This is a genomic window from Haloarcula sp. CGMCC 1.2071 (assembly GCF_037078445.1).
Classification (GTDB): domain Archaea; phylum Halobacteriota; class Halobacteria; order Halobacteriales; family Haloarculaceae; genus Haloarcula; species Haloarcula amylolytica.
The window spans coordinates 607,024-627,251 of the sequence record NZ_JAYMGY010000002.1; the positions used below are offsets into that span (position 1 = coordinate 607,024).

Below are 20,228 nucleotides of genomic sequence, written 5' to 3' on the forward strand. Positions count from 1 at the left end.
TAACCCGTACTTTTATATAGAACCACATGCAATCTTCGCTTGATTATGAGCCAACGCCAGATGCAGGGCCAGCCGATGATCATCCTGGGAGAGGACTCCCAGCGGATGAAGGACAAGTCTGCACAGGAACACAACATCTCGGCCGCTCGCGCGGTCGCCGAGTCAGTACGCTCGACGCTCGGCCCGAAGGGGATGGACAAGATGCTCGTCTCCTCGATGGGTGACGTCACCGTCACGAACGACGGCGTCACCATCCTCTCGGAGATGGACATCGACAACCCGACAGCCTCGATGATCGTCGAGGTTGCCGAGACACAGGAAGACGAGGCCGGTGACGGCACCACCTCCGCCGTCGCCATCGCAGGCGAACTCCTCAAGAACGCCGAGGACCTCCTCGAACAGGACATCCACCCGACGGCGATCATCAAAGGGTTCGACATGGCCGCCACGCAGGCCAAGGACGAAATCGCGGATATCGCCACGGAAGTCGACCCCGACGACGAGGAACTCCTGAAGAAAGTCGCCGAAACCTCGATGACGGGCAAGGGCGCGGAGCTCAACAAGGAGCTGCTCGCCCAGCTCATCGTCGACGCGGTCAACGCCGTCACCGTCGAGGCCGAGGACGGCTCCGTCATCGCCGACCTCGAATACCTCAACATCGAGACCCAGACCGGCAGCTCCGCCGGCAACTCTGAACTCCTCGAAGGCGCGGTCATCGACAAGGACCCGGTCCACGAGGAGATGCCGACCGAAGTCGACGACGCCGACGTCCTGCTGGTCGACACGGCCATCGAACTCGACGAGACCGAGGTCGACGCGCAGCTCTCCGTCGACGACCCGAGCCAGCTCCAGAACTTCCTCGACAAGGAAGAAGAGCAGCTCAAGCGGATGGTCGACCAGATCGCCGACACCGGCGCTGACGTCGTCTTCTGCCAGAAGGGCATCGACGACATGGCCCAGCACTACCTCGCCGAGAAGGGCATCCTGGCCGTCCGCCGCGCCAAGAAGTCCGACATCGAGTTCCTCAAGGAAGTCCTCGGGGCCCGCATCGTCTCGGACCTCGACTCCGCGACCGCGGAGGACCTCGGGCACGGCTCCATCACCCGCGACGAGGTCGAAGGCCTGTTCTACGTCGAGGGCAGCGGCGACGGGGCCCACGGCGTCACTCTCCTGCTCCGTGGCTCGACCGACCACGTCGTCGACGAACTCGAACGCGGCGTCACGGACGCGCTCGACGTCGTCGCGGCGACGGTCGCCAACGGCAGCGTCCTCGGCGGCGGCGGCGCACCAGAAGTCGAAGTCGCTCGCCGGCTCCGCGACTACGCCGACAGCGTCGAAGGCCGCGAACAGCTCGCTATCGAGTCCTTCGCCGACGCGCTGGAGATCATCCCGCGCACCCTCGCCGAGAACGCCGGTCTCGACAGCATCGACACGCTGGTCGACCTGCGCGCCGCCCACGAGGACGGCGACGTCAGCGCCGGCCTGAACGTCTTCTCCGGTGACGTCGAGAACACGCTCGACACCGGCGTCGTCGAGCCGGCCCACGCCAAGCGACAGGCGATCTCCTCGGCTGCAGAGGCCGCGAACCTGGTCCTCAAGATCGACGACATCATCGCTGCCGGCGAGCTCTCGACCTCCGGCGGCGACGAAGGCGGCCCCGGCGGCCCCGGTGGCGCCCCTGGCGGTATGGGCGGCATGGGCGGCGGTATGGGCGGCATGATGTAAGCGAGGGGCCGAACGAAGTGAGGGGCCCTCGAATAGTGAGCGGCGAAAGCCGCGAACAGCGAGGTTCTGAGCGGAGCGAAGTCTCCGAACGAGCGAACGGATGAAGTCCGTGAGCAAAGCGAGGGACCGAACGAAGTGAGGGCCCTCGAATTGCGAGCGGGAGCGTAGCGACACGCGAGCAGGGAGGTCGACCGGAGAGACCTCCGAACGAGCGAATCGCCGCTTGCGGTTCGGTTTTTTTGCGGTTCTGTAACGCGCCGAGTCATCTCAGCGTGTATATCGAGACGTGAAACCGGAGAAACAGTTAGGTACGTCTCTGCGAAGTATCGACTGTCCCGGTCCGTTTGGTGGGACGGACTGGTGACAGCGGGTGGGGGCCTCTCTCCGTTTTGTGACTGATTCGACGGCGTCCAGCCGTTGCTCGCGTCATTCGGGACGCGCTGTTCGGTTTCGATGGCGTTCGGTCCGCTGTCGGTCTTCGAACACCACGTCCGTCGTTCCGAGGTCGCTGTAGCGGAGAATCTCGGTCACTCTGTGGGTATCCGTTCCGTTCACGACCGTGTACTGGAGCGCGTAGCCTCGGACGACGCCGTTGGGCGTCACGGTCGCCGAGAGGGAGACGTTGGTCACACGGTCGACGGGACGGGTGGCAACCGCGCTGTCGTCGGCCGACCCGGTTCCTTTGATGCGATACAACGGAACGCCGTACAGTTGCTTGATGACCTCGTCGCCGGGGCGGATGGATGTGATGTTAGTGGCGGAAAGCAGCGCTATGAGACGCCCGTTGAACGTGGGTTCGAAGAACAGCGCGGCCCGAGGTGAGCGTGGCGGGCCACCGATACCGCGGCTGTCCGCGACCACTTCCGCCGACGTCGACCCGTTGACGGTCGTCCGCCTGAGCGCACGGCCGTCCCGCCAGGTGCTGTGGATCTCACGCGCTGTCACACTCTGCCCAGATATCGTTCGGGTGGCCGTGTACGACTCGTAGCCCGCGCTGACGCTGGCACGGGTCCGGACGCGGCTGTGCAGGCCGCTGCCGTTCATGACGGTCCTGGTGTGGTGGACGCGATAGGAGGTGTTCGAGAGCTGGCTGACGTGGGCGCGGCCGAGCGCGGTGGCGTTGACGACGCGGTCGCCGACGACGCCCGGGGCCCGTTGTTCGGGGCTCGTCGGCGCGTCCGCGGTCGGGACTGGAGCCGGTGTCACCGTCTCCCTGGCGGCCGAGCCGTCCCCGAACAGACCGGCACACCCGGCGCTCAGCAGACAGAGACAGACCGCGGCAATCGCCGCCCCGCGACGCATACCCGTGACTGGTCGTGTGGCGATATAACCCCTGTGACGGCGGAGGGCTGAATATCGTCGAGTGTCAACATACCGTATGCAGACGCTACTTCTCGGCGCGGACGCGGTCGAGGACCATGCGACGATGCCGGCAGTCATCGACGCGGTCGCCGCGGCCTTCGCCGCCGATGCCAGGGAGAACACCATCATGCCGGCCAAGTCCTACGTCGACCTGCCGCAGTACAACGGCGACTTCAGGTCGATGCCTGCCTACGTCAACGCGGAGACGTGGGACGCCGCCGCGGTCAAGTGGGTGAACGTCCACCTGGACAACCCCCGTGACCACGACCTGCCGACCGTTCTCGGGACGCTCATCTACTCGGACCCCGAGACGGCGTTCCCGCTGGCCGTGATGGACGGCACCGTTCTGACGCGCCTGCGGACCGGGGCGGCGGCCGCCGTCGCCACCGATCATCTCGCCGTCGCCGACGCCGACTCCCTTGGGCTGGTCGGGGCCGGCACGCAGGCCCACACGCAACTGGACGCTATCTCGTCGGTCCGAGATATCGAGACGGTGGTCGTCGCCGACCGGGACGCGGAGAAACAGCAGGCGTTCGTCGACGCGTTCGCCGACCGGTTCGACGTGCGGGCGGGCACCATCGAGGACGCCGCCGGCTGTGACGTGCTGTCGACGATTACGCCCGTCGAGTCACCCATCGTGGACCGGGAGTGGGTCGGAAAGTGCACACATATCAACGCCATCGGAGCCGACGCCGCCGGCAAGCAGGAACACGACGAACGCACGCTGCTGGACGCGAAACTCGTCATCGACAACTACGAACAGTGCACCCACTCCGGCGAGATCAACGTCCCGTGGGGCGAGGGGGTCCTGACCGACCACAATCTCCACGGGGAACTCGGCGACATCGTCGCGGGCACCCTCTCGGGGCGGACCGACGACGACAGGATAACCCTCTTCGACTCCACGGGGCTAGCTATCCAGGACGTCGCGGCCGCGCACGTCGTTTACGAGAACGCAAGCGACGAGGGCGACGGAACGCCGTTTTCCCTCGTCGATACCGATACGACCTGATTACGACGAGGGCGTGAGCATGTCGGTCACTTTCGAGATGCCCCAGACGATGATGATAAACGGCAGGAGCGGGACCAGCAGGACGAGCAGGCCGGCGAGCATGCCCCAGCCGATCACGTCCATCCCCTCGTTGGGACGGCTCCGCGACCCCGGCGTGACCGACCGGAGGGCCTTCGGCAGTCGTCCGCTGTCCTTCGCGTCGTCGTCAGGTGATTCCGCCATACTTTCTCTTGCATTGAGACGTGTATAAGCCTAGGCCCGGCGGCTACATCGCACCGGCGACGCCGCTGCCGATGGCAGCCCCGCAGTTGTCACAGGCCACGAGGTAGAACCGTTTAGAGGCCGTAAAGAAGCCGGTCGTCGATTCCATGTCGAGGAACTCTACGTCGTCCGGGCTGGCCATCTCCGCGTCGCATTCCGGACAGTGGACCATCAGGCTGCACCTCCGTTGGACTTCGCGCCGGCGACGCCGCTACCGATAGTGACGCCACAGGCCGCGCAGTTGGCGGTGTAAAAGCGCTTGGAGGCTTTGATGAAGCCGGTCTTGGCGTCCACTTCGACGAACTCGATGTCGTCGGCCGTTTCGAGCGAGATCTGGCAGTCAGGGCAGTGTACCATACACTCCCGACACCAGCCGAGACCGGCAAAAATCTTGTGTGGGGCGCCGCTCTCTCGGCCGGAGTACCGGCGACGCTATCGGCTCGACAGTCCGGGCGACATCGCTGCACTGGCAGTTGTGAGCGGCGTCTGGTCCTCGAAACACCCGAAACAGTGACAGTCCACCACACGCAATAGTTTGGTCACTGGGAACGCACTATGGGTAGCAAATCTGTGCTCGTCGTCGCAGCCGACAGGCTGGATACCGGGACTCTCGAATCCGCTCTCGCTGAGACGCCGGCTTCGATCACGCATCTGTCGGACCTCACGGCCCTCTTTGACACGCTCACCCATTCGACGTTCCACGCTCTCGTTCTGCCCGAAACAGTCGATGGCCAGTCCGGAACCGATATCGCGTACGGCGTCAGGAAGCTGTTTCCCGACTTGCCGGTGATCGTCGCTGGCGAGGACCCGTCGGCGGTCCCGGATGCCCTCGACGTGACGGCCGTCGAGGCGTCGACACGTCTCGAAGACGCCGTCGCCGAGACCCTCCGGGACAGTCTCGACGCTGAGCCACCGACTGTTGCCGGACGCCCGCCGTCCCCGATGGAGACGCTGTTGCTCTCCCTGTTCAACGAGCTGCCGGACCACCTGTACGCGAAAGACGAGCAGGCCCGACACGTCCTGATGGGTCGGGGGTTCAACGAGCCGACCGACCGGCTCGGCCTCACCGACGTCGAGGTCCCGGAACTGGCCGATGAACACGCGAAAGCGGCCCTGCGTGATGAGATGGACGTCATCGAGGGCGACACGGACCGGATCGAAGTGGAGGAGTTCCTCGATCTCGACGCGTCGTACGTCCGCACCCGCAAGATGCCGTGGTACGATTCCGCTGGGAACGTTCGGGGAATCGTCGGACACACTCAGGATATCACGGCGCGAAAGCTCCGCGAGCACGCGTTTCGCCGCCAGCACGAACGGATGGTGAAAGTCGCACTCGTGGCGTCTCACGAGCTTCGAAACGAACTCCAGATCGCCTACGGGCGACTCGAAGAACTGGCTGACTGTGACGATTCGACCGCCGACATCGAGGAGTCGCTCTCCCAGATCTCGACGATTATCGATACCGTGGTCGAACTCTCCACGAGCGATCCGAACCGCTCGAGCCAGCGCGACGAGATCGAACAGGTTCCGAAGCGAAAACACGTCTGGCTCTCCCGTCTCAGTCGGGAGGTGTGGGACACCCTCGCCGGCAGTGAGGCGTGTCTGACTTTCGATGGGGACACCCGCATTGTCGCCGATCAGGAGTCCGCCGGGCTGTTGCTCCAGATACTGTTCCAGAACGCGCTCGAACACGCTGGAGCGTCGGTCACCGTCACCGTCGGTACGACGGCCGACGGCTTCTTCGTCGCTGACGACGGCCCGGGCATCGATGTCGAACCGCCGGAGCGCGTGTTCGACGCGGGCCACACCGCTGTCCCGGAGAACACCGGATTCGGACTCTACGTCGCTCGCCGGGTCGCCGCGGACCACGGCTGGACGATCTCCATGTCCGAGAGCGAGTCGGGCGGCGCTCGATTCGACATCGGCAACGTCGACTGTCAGGCATAGCCGGCGGCTGGTCGACCTGCGGCGACGCTACCGCTCTGTGGTACGCCGGTCCCCCGGATTCACATCCATTCGGCTTGTGGGCTCGTGCGGCCGACCCTGATAGCCTCCCGAAGGGAAAGGTATAGCACGGTCGCTGCCGGATGTTCCGATATCATGACCACGACCGGTGAGGAACGCGAGCGGGGGTTCGATCACACGGAGATCGAGCCCCGGTGGCAGCGCACGTGGGACGAGGCCGACGTGTTCCGGATCGACGACGACGAGACCGACCCGGAGTACATCCTGGCGATGTTCCCGTACACCTCCGGGAGCCTCCACATGGGCCACGTCCGGAACTACACTATCACGGACGCCTACGCCCGCTTCGAGCGGATGCGCGGCGAGAGCGTCCTCCACCCGATGGGCTGGGACTCCTTCGGCCTCCCCGCGGAGAACGCCGCCGAGGAACGCGACACCAACCCGCGGGACTGGACGATGCAGTGCATCGACTCGATGCGCGAGCAACTCACGGAGATGGGCTTTGGCTACGACTGGGACCGGGAGCTGGCGACCTGTGAGCCCGAGTACTACCAGTGGAACCAGTGGCTCTTCAAGCAGTTCCGCGAGGAAGGGCTGGTCGAGCGCCAGGCCGCCGAACTGAACTGGTGTCCCTCCTGTGAGACCGTCCTCGCTGACGAGCAGGTCGAGGGCGAGGCGGAACTGTGCTGGCGCTGTGACACGCCAATCGAGGCCCGCGAGATGGACCAGTGGTTTTTCACCATCACCGACTACGCCGAGGAACTGCTGGAAGACTTAGACGACCTCGACGGCTGGCCGAACAACGTCCGGGAGATGCAGCGCAACTGGATCGGCAAGCAGGAGGGCGCGAGCGTCGCCTTCGAGGTCGGCGACTACGGCGACGTGGACATCTTCACGACCCGTCTGGACACCATCCACGGCGCGACGTTCTTCTCGCTGGCCCCGGGCCACCCCGTCGCTCAGGAAATCGCCGAAGACAACGACGAGGTCGCCGAGTACATCGAGACCGCCGAGCGGGCCGACGAGGATGAACTGGACGTGACCTCCGGCGTGTTCACCGGCGAGTACGCCGAAAACCCCGCCACCGGCGAGGAGATTCCCGTCTACGTCGCGGACTACGTGCTGACCGACGTGGGGACGGGCGCGCTGTACGCCGTGCCGGCCCACGACGAACGCGACCACGAGTTCGCCGAGGCCCACGACATCGACATCGTGCAGGTCGTCGAACCGACAGATGATGCGGACGCTGACCCCGAGGACATCGACGTACAGGCGGCAGCGTATCCCGAGGACGGCGTGCTGGTCAACAGCGGCGAGTTCGACGGCCTCACGAGCGAGGCGGCTCGCGACCGGTTCGTCGAGGAGTTCGACGGCGAGCACCGCACGGAGTACAACCTCCGGGACTGGGGCATCTCGCGCCAGCGCTACTGGGGCACCCCGATTCCGATGATCCACTGCGAGGACTGTGGCTACGTCGAGGTCCCCGACGAGGACCTCCCCGTCGAACTGCCGGAGTTCGTCCACACCACCGGGAACCCGCTGGACGCCGCCGAGGAGTGGAAGCACGTCGACTGCCCCGACTGCGGGGCCGACGCGGTGCGGGAGACGGACACGATGGACACCTTCGTCGACTCCTCGTGGTACTTCCTGCGGTACACCTCGCCGGAGATGACGGAGGCCCCCTTCGACGCCGAGCGGGCCAGCGACTGGATGCCGGTCGACCAGTACGTCGGCGGCATCGAACACGCCGTGATGCACCTGCTGTACGCCCGCTTCTTCACGAAGGTGCTGGACGACCTCGACATGGTCGACGGCGTCCGCGAACCCTTCACCAACCTCACGAACCAGGGGATGGTGCTCGGCGAGGACGGCAACAAGATGTCCAAGAGCCTGGGCAACGGCGTCTCGCCACAGCGCATCATCGAGGAGTACGGCGCGGACACGGCCCGGCTGTTCATCATGGAGGCCGCCCAGCCAGAGAAGGAGTTCGCCTGGAGCCCTGAGGGTGTGCAGTCCGCCCACAGCTTCCTCCAGAACGTGTACACGCTGGTTTCGGAGTACGCAAGCGGCGAAGTTGATACAGGGGAGACCAACGACATCGCGGCCTACGTCGCCCGCGAAATCGACGCCACCGCGGCGAACGCGACGGCCGAGTTCGAGGACTTCCGGTTCAACCACGCGCTCCAGGCCGTGCGGGAACTGGTGTCGCTGCTGCGCCGGTATCAGGAAGCGACCACCCCCGACGCCGACACCTTCGAGCGCGGGCTGGCGACGGCGGCGAAACTGCTCGCCCCGGTCGCCCCCCACGCCGCCGAGGAGATGTGGGCCGAACTGGGCCACGACGCCCTCATCGCGGAGGCCGAGTGGCCGGCTCCTGAAGCCCCCGAAGACTACGAGATGGAGCGCCGGCTGGTCGAGAACACCCGCGAGGACATCCGCGATATCGTCGACACGGTCGGCATCGAGGACCCACAGACCATCACGCTCGCCGTCGCGCCCCAGTGGAAGCACCGCGTGCTGGACCTCGCTCGAAACGCCGACGGCAACGTCGTCGGGACCGTCATGCAGGACGAGGAACTGCGCGAGCAGGGCGAGGCGGCCGCGGACTTCGCCAAGGAGGTGGCCGGCCGCGCACAGTCGCTCGACGAGCAACTGTCGCCCGAGCGCGAACAGGCGGCGCTCGAACGGGCCGCGTGGCTCATCGAACGAGAGTTCGGCGCTGACGTAACCGTTCAGGGACCAGCGGAAGCGGACCCCGACCTCGTCGGCAAAGCCGGTCCCGGTCGCCCGGCCATCGACATCGACGAGTAGCCGAGCGTCCGCCACACGGCCTGTTGCGGCCTACTCGGTGCTGACTAATCCAGTGTCGACGAGGTCCTCGAAGACGCTCGCCGCGTGGCCGTCGGGACCGACACGCTCGTAGACGGCGACGACGCGTTCCTTCGCGATGACGTACGTCGTCCGCTGGCTCCGTCCGTCGACCAGCGACACATCGAACGCTTCGGACAGTCGCCCCTCGGGGTCGGCCAGCAGGTCGAAGCTGATGCCGTTCGCCTCGGCAAAGTCGCGGTGGCTCTCCACGCCGTCGGTCGAGACGCCGTACACCGAGACGCCGGCGTCCTCGAACCGGTTTGCGTGCTCCTCGAACTGTTCCGCCTCCGTCGTACACCCCGGCGTGTCGTCCGCCGGATAGAAGTACAGCACCGTCGGCTGCTCGAAGGCGGGCTGGACCGGGTTTCCGTGCTGGTTCGTCGCCCTGATCGTCGGCACGTCCGTGCCGGGTTCGAGCACCATCGTCAGTTCACTGGGATGTCCGTCCCGTCGTCGCCCTCGCTGTGAACGATCTTCTCAAGCCGAACGGTGAGAACGCCGTTGTCGTAGCTCGCAGTGGTCTCCGCTTCGTCGACGGACTCGGGAAGACGGACCGACCGGCTCAGCGACTGCTGGCGGCGCTCGCGCTGGACGTACTGGCCGTCAGTCGACTCTTGCTCCCGGCTCGACGTGGCGCTGATGGTGACCTCTCGGTCCTCGACGAGCTGGACGTCGATGTCGTCGCTGTCGTAGCCCGGCAGGTCCGCGTGGACGACGAAGGCGTCGCCCTCGTCGACGACGTCCACTGGAATAGCGCCCATGTCGACGCCGAACTGCTCTTCCAGCATATCGAACGCGCGCTCGATCTCGCTGAACGGATCGCGGTCAGACATACACGGGGGTACACGGGCCCGGGACTTAACGCTTGAACGGGGCCGGCGGTGTCCCGCTGACTCAGTTGACAACCGTCTGCGAGTCGTACGACCCCAGCCGGCGGACCCACCCCTTCTCGGCGATGTCTTCGATGTCGGCGAGGGCGTCCTGCGTGCGCTGCTCGTAGAGGCCGGCCGAGATGTCGATGTGGAAGACGTAGTCGCCAAGGCGCTCGCCGCTGGGTCGAGATTCGACGCGGGTGAGGTTGATGTCGCGGTCGGCGAACGGCTCCAGCAGTTCCAGCAGCAGCCCGGGGTAGTCGACGTCGGGGTAGACGATGAAGGAGGTCTTGCCGCCGGCCTCGCTGCGCTCGCTCGTCGGGGCGACGACGACGAAGCGGGTGGCGTTCGAGGACTGGTCCTGGATGTCCTCGGCGAGCACTTTCAGTTCGGTCCCGTTGGTCGCGTTCTCGGGGTGGCCGATTGCGGCGATGTCCGCGTCGCCGCGGGCGCGCTCGACGCCGCGGGCCGTCGACGCGACGGCCTCGACGTTGACGCCGGGGTAGTGCTCGTCGAGCCAGCCCCGACACTGGGCCAGCGCCTGCGCGTGGCTGGCCACCAGCGAGAACGACTCGTCCTGTGCGAGCAGCGCGTGGCGGATCGGTGTGATGATCTCCTCGACGACGGCAACGTCGTACTCCGCGAAGGCGTCGAGTGACTCGGTGACGGAGCCCTCGATGCTGTTCTCGACCGGGACGACGCCGCGCTCGGCCTCGCCGCTGGCGACGGCTTCGACGATGGCGGTCACCGACTCGGAGAAGGATATCTCGTCGTCGGTGACTGCCTGTGCGGCGCGGTGGGAGTAGGTCCCCTCGGGACCCAGGGTAACAGTGGTCATACCCGGGGTACAGCGGTGGGAACCAAAAGAACCGTGGTCATCGGCAAGCGCTGTGCCGGGGCGGTCGCGGTATTCGTCTGGCGCTGTCTCGGTGGCGTCAGCCGCCGTTCAGGACAACCGTGCCAGGTCCTCGTCAGTGCCGTGTCAGACAGGCACCCGTCCGACTGCTTGCGAATCTACAGCGGGTGTACTTTTTTCAGCAAGCGTGAGCGAATAGCGACTGTATGTCAGCAACACCGCAAGTGACTGACGCAACCGCGTTCGAAGACGGGTCACTCGGCCTGCAGGTCGTCCTGTTTGTCGTGACTGGAACGCTCTACGGCCTGTACTGGCTGTACAAGACTGCCAAGCAACTCGATGCAGGGACAGACCAGAACCTGACTCCCATTTTGGCAGTCATTCCTCTCGTAAACATCATCGGGATCTGGCAGATCTCAAACGCGGCGGAAGCCGTCACCGACCAGAGCGGCGTGGTCCTGTTCCTGCTGTTCGTCGTCTTCGGTCCCATTTCGTGGTTCTTGATACAGTCAGGTATCAACGACGTCGCGACTAACTGACGGCGTCTTCGACTTTTCACGGACGCGAAATCCCGCTACTGCTGTATCGTTACAGCGGGAGCAAGGCGAAAGCCCACGCCTGAAGGCGTGGGAGGAGGTCAACGGTGACACTCCTCACTCGTTGCTACGATGGAACAGCGCGAGGTGAACGAGAAGGTATCGCGAGGCGTAAAAAACCGTCACGCTGGCGACGAAGGCGAGCAGTGAGACCGTCGCAACCGACAGGCCGAACCCGGAGTCGACGAACGGGTTTCGACCCGTGGACGCGATGTATGCGGACACTGCGTCACCACCGCCCAGGCCGACAGCGAACAGGCAAAGCGAGAGCACGATCGCCAGTCCGCCGGTTCCAAGGCCGACGTAGCGGGCGAAGTCCTCTGCGTTGAGCGCCGCGTGCGCCTGTCGCTCGGTCAGCGGCGCAAGCCGGACCCGGTAGAGAACTGACCCGACGAGCAACGTCGCACCGAACAACTGCAAGAAGCCGCCGAACAGTCCGAGCAACAGCACCTTCGGCGAAGCGACGCCGGGGTCGATCGACGGGAGAAACGCCGCGGTGCTGTCCGGATACAGGCCGTAGATCGGTAGTAACAGTGCCAGCGCACCAAGCAGGGCGCTCTGGAGCGCGAGCGTCCGCGGGACGGTCTGTCTGAGATACGAGTGGCGTTCATAGCGGAGTCGCTCGTACGTCGACCCCGAAATGATCGCTTGGGCGATGGTATCGTCGGGCTGTGAGTCAGTAGACATATCTTACCGGTTCCTAGTCACCGACAGTTTACTCAATCCACAATATAACCCTTTTGCACGGCGCAAAATTCTGCCTCTCTGTCAGTAAACGCCCACAGAGTTGTGTTTGACTGATCTTCGCGAATCAGCCCAAAATGTTCTCAGCGCGTGTGAACCGCTTCGCCGCGTGCCGCCGCGGCCGCCTCGTGGACCGCTTCGGAGAGCGTCGGGTGCGTGTGGATCGTCCCGGCGATGTCTTCAAGCCGCGCGCCCATCTCGATACCCAGCCCGAGTTCGGCGATAAGCTCCGATGCTTCCGGGCCGACGATCTGCGCCCCGAGCAGGAATTCCTCATCGGCATCGGCGACGACGCGGACGAACCCCTCCTTCTCGTTGACCGTGAGCGCGCGGCCGTTAGCTCGTATCGGCATCTGTCCGATGACCGGCTCGAAGCCCGCCGCCTCGGCTTCCTCTTCGGTCATACCGACAGTGGCGATCTCGGGGTCGGTGAACACCGCGGCGGGAATCGCCTGATGGTCGAACGCGGCCGGTTCGCCGGCGGCGGCTCTCGCAGCGACCTCGCCTTCGGCCATCGCCTTGTGGGCAAGCATCGGCTCGCCGGCCACGTCGCCGACTGCGAACACCGACTCGAACGCCGTCCGGCACTGGTCGTCGGTCGGGATGACGCCGTTCTCGTCCGTCTGGAGGTCGATATTCTCCAGCGCGAGCGTGTCCGTGACCGGCTCGCGGCCGACCGCGACGAGACATTTCTCGGCATTGTACTCGGTGACCGAGTCGTCTTCGTCGACGGTCTGGACGCGAATGCCCTCGTCTGTCTCGTCCCAGTCGTCGGCCGCCTCGCCGAAGTTGAAATCGATTCCCAGATCCTCGGCGCGGTCGCGGACGACCGCCGCGACGTCGTCCTCGTAGCCGGGCAACACGTCGTCGAGCATCTCGACGACCGTGACCTCCGCGCCCAGTTTCGCGAACACCGTCGAGAGCTCCATGCCGATGTAGCCCGCGCCGACGACGAGCAGCTTCTCGGGGACCGATTCGAGCGCGAGCGCGTCCTTCGAGGAGAGGATGTGCTCGCCGTCGAACTCGAAGCCGGGGACCGCCATCGGTCGGCTCCCCGTCGCAACGATGGCGTGTTCGAACGACAGCGACTCCGAGCCCTGCCCCTCGCCGCCGTGAGCGACTCGGACCGTCCCGTCGTCGACGAACTCGGCGGTCCCCTCAATCAGATTGACGCCGGCGCTCTCACACAGCGATTCGACGCCCCGTGTCAGCCGTGTGACGACGCCGTCTTTCCACTCTGTCATCCCGGCCATGTCGACGGCCGGGTCCGCGAACACGCCCATCGACTCGGCCTGTCGGGCGTCGTGGGCGACGTCCGAGGCCGAGATGAGCGCTTTCGAGGGGATACAGCCGTGGTTCAGACAGGTCCCGCCGTAGGCGTCCCGCTCGACGAGCGTCGTGTCCAGTCCCAGTTGCGCGCCCCGTATCGCGGCGACGTAGCCGCCCGGACCGCCGCCGATAACAAGCAGTTCGGTTCCAGTAGTGACATCTCCAACGACCATAGCGGTGCCTCGTCCGGGTCCGTGAAAAGCTATCGCCCTTCACCTCACTGTCGTGTCTCGCGTGCGCCGCCGATACAGATAGTAGCCGACGACCGGTACCGACACCGCAAACGCCGCGAGCAGTGTCGATCCCACCCCGTGGACGATGCCGGCGAGCGCATACAGCGGTGTCGGGGACCAGTCCCCGTCGGTCCGCCGGAGGTGTCGACTGTCGAGAAAGAGGCCGACTGTGAGAAGCAGGCTGAACAGCACACTCGCCCAACTGGCGAGGACGGTCAGAGCAAACGCGCCGAGGAACGTTCCGAGACTCCCGTCACTGGCCGACCCCGACGATATGAACAGTTCCATCGACAGCCGGGCGAGGGCCATACATCCCGGCGGCAGGACGAACAGTGCGCCTAATCCGTACCAGATCCATGTGTCTCTCGTGGAGGGCATCACCAGCCCTGTCGTTCCAGTGACGAATTTCGGTTTCGATTGCGAACCCGAGCGGCTACTCCAGCAGGAGCCGCGTCGGGTCCGCCAGGTACTCCTTGAGCGTGTTGACGAAGCGCGCGGCGTCTGCCCCGTCGATGACGCGGTGGTCGATTGCCAGCGAGAGCGGGAGCGTGGGTTTCGCGACGACCTCGCCGTCTTCGGCCACCGGCCGCTCCTTCAGCGCCCCGATCCCGAGAATCGCCGTCTCGGGGACGTTGATGATCGGGCTGGCGTACTCGCCGCCGATGGCCCCGAAGTTCGTGACGGTGAACGTCCCGCCCTGCATCTCCGACCGCTCGATGTCACGCTCTCGGGCCCGCCCGACGAGGTCGTTGATCTCGTCTGCGAGTTCGACCAGGCCCTTCCCGTCCACGTCGTCGACGACCGGCACGACAAGGCCGTGGTCGGTCGCTGCCGCCACGCCGATGTTGTGGACGTCTCTGTAGACGATTTCCTCGTTTTCGGTGTCCAGCGCCGTGTTGAGCACCGGGTGCTGGTCCAGCGCCGCGGCGACGCATTTCACCACGAAGGGCGTGTACGTCAGGGTGACATCATGTTCTTCGGCGAGTGGGGCGAGCCGCTCACGGGCCTCGACGAGGCCAGACACGACGACTTGGTCGTGGTGGGTCGCGTGGGGCACCTCTCTCCGGGACCGAGCCATCTGTTCGCCGATGGACCGACGGACGCCACGGTACGGTTCGCGGCGCTCGCCGTCGCCCGTCTCGACGGCCGTCGTTTCGGTCCCAGCGTCGCCCGCCTCGGCTGCCGTTCCCGCCGCGCCACCTTCGGCGCTGACGGCTTCGGCATCAGCCGCCTGCGCGGCCTGCTGGGTCTCCGCGTACGTCCGAACGGCCGACTCGTCGACGTAGGGCTGGCCGTCCCGGGTCTGGTCGGTCGGGACGGCGTCGATGTTCACGTCGAGTTCGCGGGCGGCCTTTCTGGTGGCTGGCGTCGCCAGCGTCTGCTCGCGACTGGCGGCCGCCTGTCCGTCACCGGAGACACTTCTGACGGCTGACTTGACAGCATTCCCGTCGTCTGTGTTCGCATCGTCGACCTGCGAAACTGCTGTGGTCGGGCCGTCCCCGTCGTCGGACGCCTCCGAAACGACCGACGTGGGGCCGTCGTCGCCGTCGGTCGTCTCGGCGGCCGATGCTGTGGCCGCCTCGACATCCCCCTCGGTGACGCGACCGCCCGGCCCGCTCCCGTCGACGGCCGCGATGTCGACCCCCTTCTCACGGGCGAGTCGACGGACGCTCGGCGAGGCGAACACGCGCCCGTCGGCCGTGCTTGCGTCAGACTGGTCCGACGCATCGGCCGCTGTGGTTTCGCTCGCAGCGTCGTCGGCTACCGCCTCTGTGGTAGCTTCTGCCGATTCGGCGTCGTCCGCACTGCCAGCCGCCGCGTCGTCCGCTTCGGCATCGCCCGCCTCGTCGATAGTGATGAGCACCTCGCCAGTCTGTACCATCTCGCCGACTTCGGCGTGCAGTTCCTGCACGACGCCGTCGACCGGCGACGGCACGTCGACGGCGGCCTTGTCGGTCTCCACCTCCGCGAGGACCTGATCCTCGGTGACGGCGTCGCCCGGCGAGACGTGCCAGGTCAACACCTCACCCTCTGCGACCCCTTCACCGAGGTCCGGGAGATTGAACTCGAACATACGTCAGAACTCCACTGCCTCTCTGATACCGTCTTTGATGCGGGCGGGTTCGGGGAGGTAGTAGTCCTCCAGCGCGTATAGCGGGTAGGGCACGTCGAAGCCCGTCACCCGGGTGACGGGAGCCTCCTGGTACAACAGGACTTCCTCCTGAATGGTGGCGATAATCTCGCCGGCCAGTCCACCGGTCTTGGGGGCTTCGTGGACGACAGTCGCTCGCCCGGTCTTTTTGAACGATTCGACGATGGCATCGGTGTCCATCGGCGACAGCGTTCGCAGGTCGATCACTTCGGCGTCGATGCCCTCCTCGGCCAGTTCCTCGGCGGCTTCGACCGTCGGCCGGGTCATCGCGCCCCAGGTGAACACGGACACGTCGCTCCCCTCACGACGGACCTTCGCCTCACCCAGTTCGACCGTGTAGGGGTCGTCGGGGACCTCCTCGCGGAACGACCGGTAGATGAGCTTCGGTTCGAGGAAGATGACGGGGTCCGGGTCCCGGATGGCCGCCGTCAGCAGCCCCTTCGTCTCCTTCGGCGTCGACGGGACGACGACTTTCAGCCCCGCCTCGTGGACGTAGAACGCCTCCTTGGATTCGGAGTGATGTTCCGGCGCGCGGATGCCGCCGCCGTAGGGCGCGCGAACGGTGAGCGGGCAATTGTATCGGCCGCGGCTCCTGTTCCGAAGCCGGGCGGCGTGACTGACGATCTGGTCGAACGCGGGGTACATGAACCCGGAGAACTGCATCTCCGGCACCGGCCGGAGCCCGTAGGCGGCCATGCCGATGGCCGTTCCGACGATGCCGGCCTCCGCGAGCGGCGTGTCGATGACCCGCTGGTCACCGAACTCCTCGTGGAGTCCCTGCGTCGCCCGGAAGACGCCGCCGTTCTTCCCGACGTCTTCACCCATTACGACCACGTCTTCGTTCCGCTCCATCTCGCCGTAGAGGCCGTCACGGACGGCCTGTACGAGCGTCAAACTCTGTGTGTCTGCGTCCTGTGTACTCATTCCAGTAGCACCTCGTCGCCGTGTCGCTCGCGCAGGTCTTCGAGGTAGTCCAGTTGCTGTTCGAGTCGCTGTGGCATCTCCGCGTACACGTCCGCGAACATCTCCTCCGGTTCCGGTCGCTCGGTCGCCTCAGCCTCGTCGATAGCTGTGGCCACCTCCTCCTGAATCGATTCGTCGATGGCGTCGACCCGCTCGTCGTCGAGCAGGCCCTGGTCTCTGAGGAACGCCTCCATCCGCGGAATCGGGTCTTTCTGCTTCCAGTGCTCGACCTCGCTGTCGTCGCGGTACACCGACGGGTCGTCGGCGGTCGTGTGCGCGCCGAAGCGGTACTGCACTGCCTCGATCATCGTCGGGCGGAGTCCGTCCTCGGGCGGGTCGTGTGCCTTTTCGACGGCCTCGCGAGTCACCTGATACACCGCGAGCGGGTCCATCCCGTCGACCTGGACGCCGTCGAAGCCGTATGCGTTGGCCTTTTGTGCGAGCGTCTCGCTGGCCGTCTGGCGCTCCCGCGGGACCGAAATCGCCCACTGGTTGTTGTTACAGAAAAACACCGCCGGCACGTCGAACACGCCCGCGAAGTTCAGCCCCTCGTGGAAGTCGCCCTCGGAGGTCGCACCGTCTCCGAAGTACACGAGGGCAGCGGTGTCATCGCCCTTGAGCTTCGAGGCCCACGCGGCCCCGGTCGCGTGCGGAATCTGTGTCGCAATCGGGACCGCAAACGAGAACGCCTGTACGTCTTCCGGCGGCGAATTACCCGCCTCCGACCCCATCCAGTACAACAGGTCGTCCGACAGATTCCACCCCTTGACGTACATGGCGAGATGCTCCCGGTAGCTCGGGAAGGCCCAGTCGCCGTCGCGCAGAGCGAAGGCGCTGCCGACCTGCGAGGCCTCCTGTCCCGACATCGGGGGGTAGGTCCCCATCCGGCCCTGTCGTTGCAGACTCACCGCCCGCTGGTCGAAGTGCCGGCCGAGTTTGAGATACCGATACATCTCTACCAGTTCGTCGTCCGAGAGGTCCGGCACCGTTGCGCCGTCGACCACTGTCCCGTCTTCATCGAGAATCTGTACCCTGTCCGCTGGGTCGCGCTGGAGGACACTCATAGAAACCGCCTCCGTCGAAGTGGCATACGACGACTGTTCACTCGCACTACCTTTAGAGCTTTCGCGGGGCTGAAAAATATCTCCGACGTGGGTATTACTGGGAATACGGGGGTATAAGACACTCTGAAACGGTTTAAATTCTGCCCAATTTATTAGTGATAACTCCGATGTATCAGTTGTCAGCGCGCACTTTCGCCCGCGCCTCGTCTGCACTCTGGCCCTCACGCAGGACGCTCTCGACAAACAGTTCGCCGGCGCGGTAGGACGACCGGACCATCGGCCCCGAGGCGCAGTACAGGAAGTCGAACTCCTCCTCGGCGACCCGCTGCCAGGTATCGAAGGCGTCCGGATGGACGTACTCCGTGACCTCCAGATGCGAGCGGGAGGGCTGGAGGTACTGGCCGAAGGTGACCACGTCGACGCCGGCCTGCCGGAGGTCCGACAGCGTCTGGTACACCTCGTGGGCGTACTCGCCGACGCCCAGCATCAGGCTGGTCTTGCTGTAGCAGTCGCTCTCGCGGTCGACCTGCCGAAGCACCGAGAGGGACTGCTCGTAGCCCGCCCGGCGGTCCCGGACCGGCCACTGGAGGCGGTCGACCGTCTCGATGTTGTGGGCGATGACGTCCGGGTCGGCGTCGATGATCTTCCGGACGAGGTCCGGTTCTCCCTGGAAATCGGGAATGAGACACTCGACCAGAATCGACGGGTCGCGCTCTTTGATAGCGCGAATCGTCTCGGCGAAGTGGCCCGCGCCCTGGTCGGGGAGGTCGTCGCGGTCGACGCTGGTCAGCACCACGTAGTCCAGCCCGATCTCCGCGACGGCGTCGGCCACCTGTTGTGGCTCGTCGGGGTCTAACGGGTCCATCCCACCGGTTTCGACATCACAGAAGTTACAGCCCCGCGAACAGCGGTCGCCCATCAGCATGAACGTCGCCGTCCCCGGTCCATCGCGCCCGCTCCAGCACTCTCCGAGGTTGGGGCAGTTGGCCTCTTCACAGACCGTGTTGAGGTTGCGGTCCCGGAGCGTCTGCTTGATATCGGTGAACCGCTCGCCCGACGGTGGCCGCATCTTCAGCCAGTCAGGCTTGCGCGAACGACTCATTACCCGGAGTTAGGTTCGCCCGGTCAAAAACGTGCGGGGGTCGCGTGTTCCGTCACCCACTGTGTGGACGGACCATCGGACGGGCAGGCGGCCCAGCCGAAGCGACCGCCACTCGCTCGTGTCCCCACGAGCACACACTCTACTGTCCGCGTGGCCGACTCACGCCCGGCAGACGGCAAGCATGTGTGCGGACATGTCGACGGCGGTCCGGTCCGTACGGAGTTCGTCGACGAGCGCTCGCACACCGGCCCGCTGGTGCGCTGACAGCTCGTCAGCGGTCCCCCGGAGCGGGGCGGCGGCGAGTACTGACGCCAGCCCTTCCAGCCCGACCAGCGTCTCGACGGTTACTCCGCCCGCCTCTAACAGCGCCTCGAACTCGTCGGCGCGGAAGAAATGGGTCTCGGTGAACGCCGCGTCGTGCCCGAGTTGCGCCACGAAGGGGCGGTCGTAATCGCCCGTCTCGGCGAGTTCGGCCGCATGGACGAGGTGTTCCGACTCGCCGACCAGTGAGAGTACCAGCCAATTGAGCCGTCCCATGACGGACGCGAACACCGGACTCCCGGCTTTTGTTACCCGACGGACTTCCCGCACAGCGGCCGCCCGTTTGTCGGCGTCAAGCACATGCGAAAGCGGCCCACCCAGACACAGCGTCGCGTCGAATACGTCCCGGTCGAACCCGAGGTCGCGTACGTCGCCCGCCCCGACGGTCACCCGCTCCTCGTGTCCGTGTTCGGCGACTTTCTCCCGTGCGATAGCCCGCTGGCCCTCGCTTGGGTCGACGAGCGTGACATCGTATCCCTGTTCGGCCAGCCAGACGGCGTACCGACCAGCCCCGCCGCCTACGTCGAGGACGTGTCCCGTGTCGGGAAGGTTGGCTTCGAGCTGTTCGACGGTTCCCGTCCACTCTAACTGCCCGTGTAGCGTGGCTGCCAGGCGGTCCCACTCGCTCTCGTCGTTCTCGTCGTAGTAGTCCTCGGGGTCGCTGAGAGGCACGCTTGCGCACTGTCAGCCGGCCGGGTTAATTCTTGGCCAGCAGTGTGGGGCGCTCACAACGACCAGCCACACGGCGACCCCGCAAATGTGGCCACGTCTCACCCGCTTTCGCTCCCCCATAGAAACGC

General features: G+C 65.6%; 20 protein-coding genes. 5 read left to right on the top strand and 15 right to left on the bottom strand.

Going from position 1 to position 20,228, the window contains the following annotated elements:
* The first annotated feature begins 45 nt into the window (after positions 1 to 45).
* Positions 46 to 1,725 carry a thermosome subunit beta gene (gene thsB / locus VI234_RS07140; RefSeq protein ID WP_442905021.1) on the top strand — a complete coding sequence of 560 codons (1,680 nt, stop codon included), beginning with the start codon at positions 46 to 48 and terminating at the stop codon, positions 1,723 to 1,725.
* Between the two features lie 426 nt (positions 1,726 to 2,151).
* On the opposite strand, the gene VI234_RS07145 is transcribed toward thsB, so the two are convergent.
* Positions 2,152 to 3,027: a hypothetical protein gene (locus tag VI234_RS07145; RefSeq protein ID WP_008306903.1), complete on the bottom strand. Its 876-nt coding sequence runs from the start codon at positions 3,025 to 3,027 to the stop codon at positions 2,152 to 2,154.
* 76 nt (positions 3,028 to 3,103) lie between these two features.
* Here VI234_RS07145 and VI234_RS07150 point away from each other — a divergent pair, with 76 nt between their 5' ends.
* Positions 3,104 to 4,099, top strand: coding sequence for an ornithine cyclodeaminase family protein (locus VI234_RS07150; RefSeq protein ID WP_336329611.1), 996 nt, complete (start codon positions 3,104 to 3,106; stop codon positions 4,097 to 4,099).
* Here the strand turns inward: VI234_RS07150 and VI234_RS07155 are convergent, their stop codons facing one another.
* From VI234_RS07155 to VI234_RS07165, 3 genes are read right to left on the bottom strand one after another with little or no spacing between them, the layout of a single operon-like run.
* Positions 4,100 to 4,321 (bottom strand): DUF7535 family protein, encoded by a 222-nt coding sequence (locus tag VI234_RS07155; protein ID WP_008306901.1) that lies wholly within the window; start codon positions 4,319 to 4,321, stop codon positions 4,100 to 4,102.
* Between the two features lie 43 nt (positions 4,322 to 4,364).
* Positions 4,365 to 4,532 carry a hypothetical protein gene (locus VI234_RS07160; protein ID WP_008306900.1) on the bottom strand — a complete coding sequence of 56 codons (168 nt, stop codon included), beginning with the start codon at positions 4,530 to 4,532 and terminating at the stop codon, positions 4,365 to 4,367.
* On the bottom strand, positions 4,532 to 4,717 hold the full coding sequence (locus VI234_RS07165; protein ID WP_336329612.1) for a hypothetical protein: 186 nt from the start codon (positions 4,715 to 4,717) through the stop codon (positions 4,532 to 4,534). The genes VI234_RS07160 and VI234_RS07165 overlap by 1 nt, the downstream gene beginning before the upstream one ends.
* 198 nt (positions 4,718 to 4,915) lie before the next feature.
* Between VI234_RS07165 and VI234_RS07170 the strand changes: the two genes are divergently transcribed.
* Together VI234_RS07170 and leuS are read left to right on the top strand one after the other, a co-directional pair.
* Positions 4,916 to 6,307 (top strand): sensor histidine kinase, encoded by a 1,392-nt coding sequence (locus VI234_RS07170; RefSeq protein ID WP_008306898.1) that lies wholly within the window; start codon positions 4,916 to 4,918, stop codon positions 6,305 to 6,307.
* 153 nt (positions 6,308 to 6,460) lie between these two features.
* Positions 6,461 to 9,136 (top strand): leucine--tRNA ligase, encoded by a 2,676-nt coding sequence (gene leuS, locus VI234_RS07175; RefSeq protein ID WP_336329613.1) that lies wholly within the window; start codon positions 6,461 to 6,463, stop codon positions 9,134 to 9,136.
* Between the two features lie 30 nt (positions 9,137 to 9,166).
* Here leuS and VI234_RS07180 read toward each other — a convergent pair whose 3' ends face one another.
* The 3 genes from VI234_RS07180 to pheA form a co-directional block, all read right to left on the bottom strand.
* Positions 9,167 to 9,619, bottom strand: coding sequence for a peroxiredoxin (locus tag VI234_RS07180; protein ID WP_008306896.1), 453 nt, complete (start codon positions 9,617 to 9,619; stop codon positions 9,167 to 9,169).
* 2 nt (positions 9,620 to 9,621) lie between these two features.
* The gene (locus VI234_RS07185) at positions 9,622 to 10,029 is read right to left on the bottom strand and encodes an Hsp20/alpha crystallin family protein (protein WP_336329614.1); all 408 of its coding nucleotides are present in this window, start codon (positions 10,027 to 10,029) and stop codon (positions 9,622 to 9,624) included.
* A 61-nt stretch (positions 10,030 to 10,090) separates the two neighbouring features.
* Positions 10,091 to 10,906: a prephenate dehydratase gene (gene pheA / locus VI234_RS07190; RefSeq protein ID WP_008306894.1), complete on the bottom strand. Its 816-nt coding sequence runs from the start codon at positions 10,904 to 10,906 to the stop codon at positions 10,091 to 10,093.
* Between the two features lie 224 nt (positions 10,907 to 11,130).
* Here pheA and VI234_RS07195 point away from each other — a divergent pair, with 224 nt between their 5' ends.
* Complete coding sequence (locus tag VI234_RS07195; RefSeq protein WP_239642243.1) at positions 11,131 to 11,463, top strand: hypothetical protein; 333 nt, start codon at positions 11,131 to 11,133, stop codon at positions 11,461 to 11,463.
* Positions 11,464 to 11,577: 114 nt separating this feature from the next.
* Here the strand turns inward: VI234_RS07195 and VI234_RS07200 are convergent, their stop codons facing one another.
* The 8 genes from VI234_RS07200 to VI234_RS07235 form a co-directional block, all read right to left on the bottom strand.
* The gene (locus VI234_RS07200; protein ID WP_336329615.1) at positions 11,578 to 12,207 is read right to left on the bottom strand and encodes a hypothetical protein; all 630 of its coding nucleotides are present in this window, start codon (positions 12,205 to 12,207) and stop codon (positions 11,578 to 11,580) included.
* Positions 12,208 to 12,347: 140 nt separating this feature from the next.
* Positions 12,348 to 13,766, bottom strand: coding sequence for a dihydrolipoyl dehydrogenase (gene lpdA / locus VI234_RS07205; RefSeq protein WP_336329616.1), 1,419 nt, complete (start codon positions 13,764 to 13,766; stop codon positions 12,348 to 12,350).
* A 39-nt stretch (positions 13,767 to 13,805) separates the two neighbouring features.
* Positions 13,806 to 14,114 carry a hypothetical protein gene (locus tag VI234_RS07210; RefSeq protein ID WP_049942745.1) on the bottom strand — a complete coding sequence of 103 codons (309 nt, stop codon included), beginning with the start codon at positions 14,112 to 14,114 and terminating at the stop codon, positions 13,806 to 13,808.
* A 145-nt stretch (positions 14,115 to 14,259) separates the two neighbouring features.
* Positions 14,260 to 15,900 (bottom strand): dihydrolipoamide acetyltransferase family protein, encoded by a 1,641-nt coding sequence (locus VI234_RS07215; RefSeq protein ID WP_336329617.1) that lies wholly within the window; start codon positions 15,898 to 15,900, stop codon positions 14,260 to 14,262.
* Positions 15,901 to 15,903: 3 nt separating this feature from the next.
* Positions 15,904 to 16,902, bottom strand: a complete 999-nt coding sequence (locus tag VI234_RS07220) for an alpha-ketoacid dehydrogenase subunit beta (RefSeq protein WP_008306889.1) — start codon at positions 16,900 to 16,902, stop codon at positions 15,904 to 15,906.
* Positions 16,899 to 18,005 carry a pyruvate dehydrogenase (acetyl-transferring) E1 component subunit alpha gene (gene pdhA / locus VI234_RS07225; RefSeq protein ID WP_008306888.1) on the bottom strand — a complete coding sequence of 369 codons (1,107 nt, stop codon included), beginning with the start codon at positions 18,003 to 18,005 and terminating at the stop codon, positions 16,899 to 16,901. The genes VI234_RS07220 and pdhA overlap by 4 nt, the downstream gene beginning before the upstream one ends.
* Before the next feature lie 172 nt (positions 18,006 to 18,177).
* Positions 18,178 to 19,107 carry a lipoyl synthase gene (lipA, locus tag VI234_RS07230; RefSeq protein WP_336329618.1) on the bottom strand — a complete coding sequence of 310 codons (930 nt, stop codon included), beginning with the start codon at positions 19,105 to 19,107 and terminating at the stop codon, positions 18,178 to 18,180.
* Positions 19,108 to 19,266: 159 nt separating this feature from the next.
* The gene (locus VI234_RS07235) at positions 19,267 to 20,100 is read right to left on the bottom strand and encodes a class I SAM-dependent methyltransferase (protein ID WP_336329619.1); all 834 of its coding nucleotides are present in this window, start codon (positions 20,098 to 20,100) and stop codon (positions 19,267 to 19,269) included.
* Positions 20,101 to 20,228 lie beyond the last annotated feature (128 nt).

What these genes read in the sequence shown, in the direction of transcription:
- VI234_RS07145 (WP_008306903.1), bottom strand. Translation starts at nt 3,027, where the DNA reads ATGCGTCGCGGGGCGGCGATTGCCGCGGTCTGTCTCTGTCTGCTGAGC.
- VI234_RS07165 (WP_336329612.1), bottom strand. Translation starts at nt 4,717, where the DNA reads ATGGTACACTGCCCTGACTGCCAGATCTCGCTCGAAACGGCCGACGAC.
- pheA (WP_008306894.1), bottom strand. Translation starts at nt 10,906, where the DNA reads ATGACCACTGTTACCCTGGGTCCCGAGGGGACCTACTCCCACCGCGCC.
- pdhA (WP_008306888.1), bottom strand. Translation starts at nt 18,005, where the DNA reads ATGAGTGTCCTCCAGCGCGACCCAGCGGACAGGGTACAGATTCTCGAT.
- lipA (WP_336329618.1), bottom strand. Translation starts at nt 19,107, where the DNA reads ATGAGTCGTTCGCGCAAGCCTGACTGGCTGAAGATGCGGCCACCGTCG.
- VI234_RS07185 (WP_336329614.1), bottom strand. Translation starts at nt 10,029, where the DNA reads ATGTCTGACCGCGATCCGTTCAGCGAGATCGAGCGCGCGTTCGATATG.
- VI234_RS07160 (WP_008306900.1), bottom strand. Translation starts at nt 4,532, where the DNA reads ATGGTCCACTGTCCGGAATGCGACGCGGAGATGGCCAGCCCGGACGAC.
- VI234_RS07195 (WP_239642243.1), top strand. Translation starts at nt 11,131, where the DNA reads ATGTCAGCAACACCGCAAGTGACTGACGCAACCGCGTTCGAAGACGGG.
- thsB (WP_442905021.1), top strand. Translation starts at nt 46, where the DNA reads ATGAGCCAACGCCAGATGCAGGGCCAGCCGATGATCATCCTGGGAGAG.
- VI234_RS07220 (WP_008306889.1), bottom strand. Translation starts at nt 16,902, where the DNA reads ATGAGTACACAGGACGCAGACACACAGAGTTTGACGCTCGTACAGGCC.
- lpdA (WP_336329616.1), bottom strand. Translation starts at nt 13,766, where the DNA reads ATGGTCGTTGGAGATGTCACTACTGGAACCGAACTGCTTGTTATCGGC.
- VI234_RS07180 (WP_008306896.1), bottom strand. Translation starts at nt 9,619, where the DNA reads ATGGTGCTCGAACCCGGCACGGACGTGCCGACGATCAGGGCGACGAAC.
- VI234_RS07150 (WP_336329611.1), top strand. Translation starts at nt 3,104, where the DNA reads ATGCAGACGCTACTTCTCGGCGCGGACGCGGTCGAGGACCATGCGACG.
- leuS (WP_336329613.1), top strand. Translation starts at nt 6,461, where the DNA reads ATGACCACGACCGGTGAGGAACGCGAGCGGGGGTTCGATCACACGGAG.
- VI234_RS07210 (WP_049942745.1), bottom strand. Translation starts at nt 14,114, where the DNA reads ATGGAACTGTTCATATCGTCGGGGTCGGCCAGTGACGGGAGTCTCGGA.
- VI234_RS07155 (WP_008306901.1), bottom strand. Translation starts at nt 4,321, where the DNA reads ATGGCGGAATCACCTGACGACGACGCGAAGGACAGCGGACGACTGCCG.
- VI234_RS07170 (WP_008306898.1), top strand. Translation starts at nt 4,916, where the DNA reads ATGGGTAGCAAATCTGTGCTCGTCGTCGCAGCCGACAGGCTGGATACC.
- VI234_RS07200 (WP_336329615.1), bottom strand. Translation starts at nt 12,207, where the DNA reads ATGTCTACTGACTCACAGCCCGACGATACCATCGCCCAAGCGATCATT.
- VI234_RS07215 (WP_336329617.1), bottom strand. Translation starts at nt 15,900, where the DNA reads ATGTTCGAGTTCAATCTCCCGGACCTCGGTGAAGGGGTCGCAGAGGGT.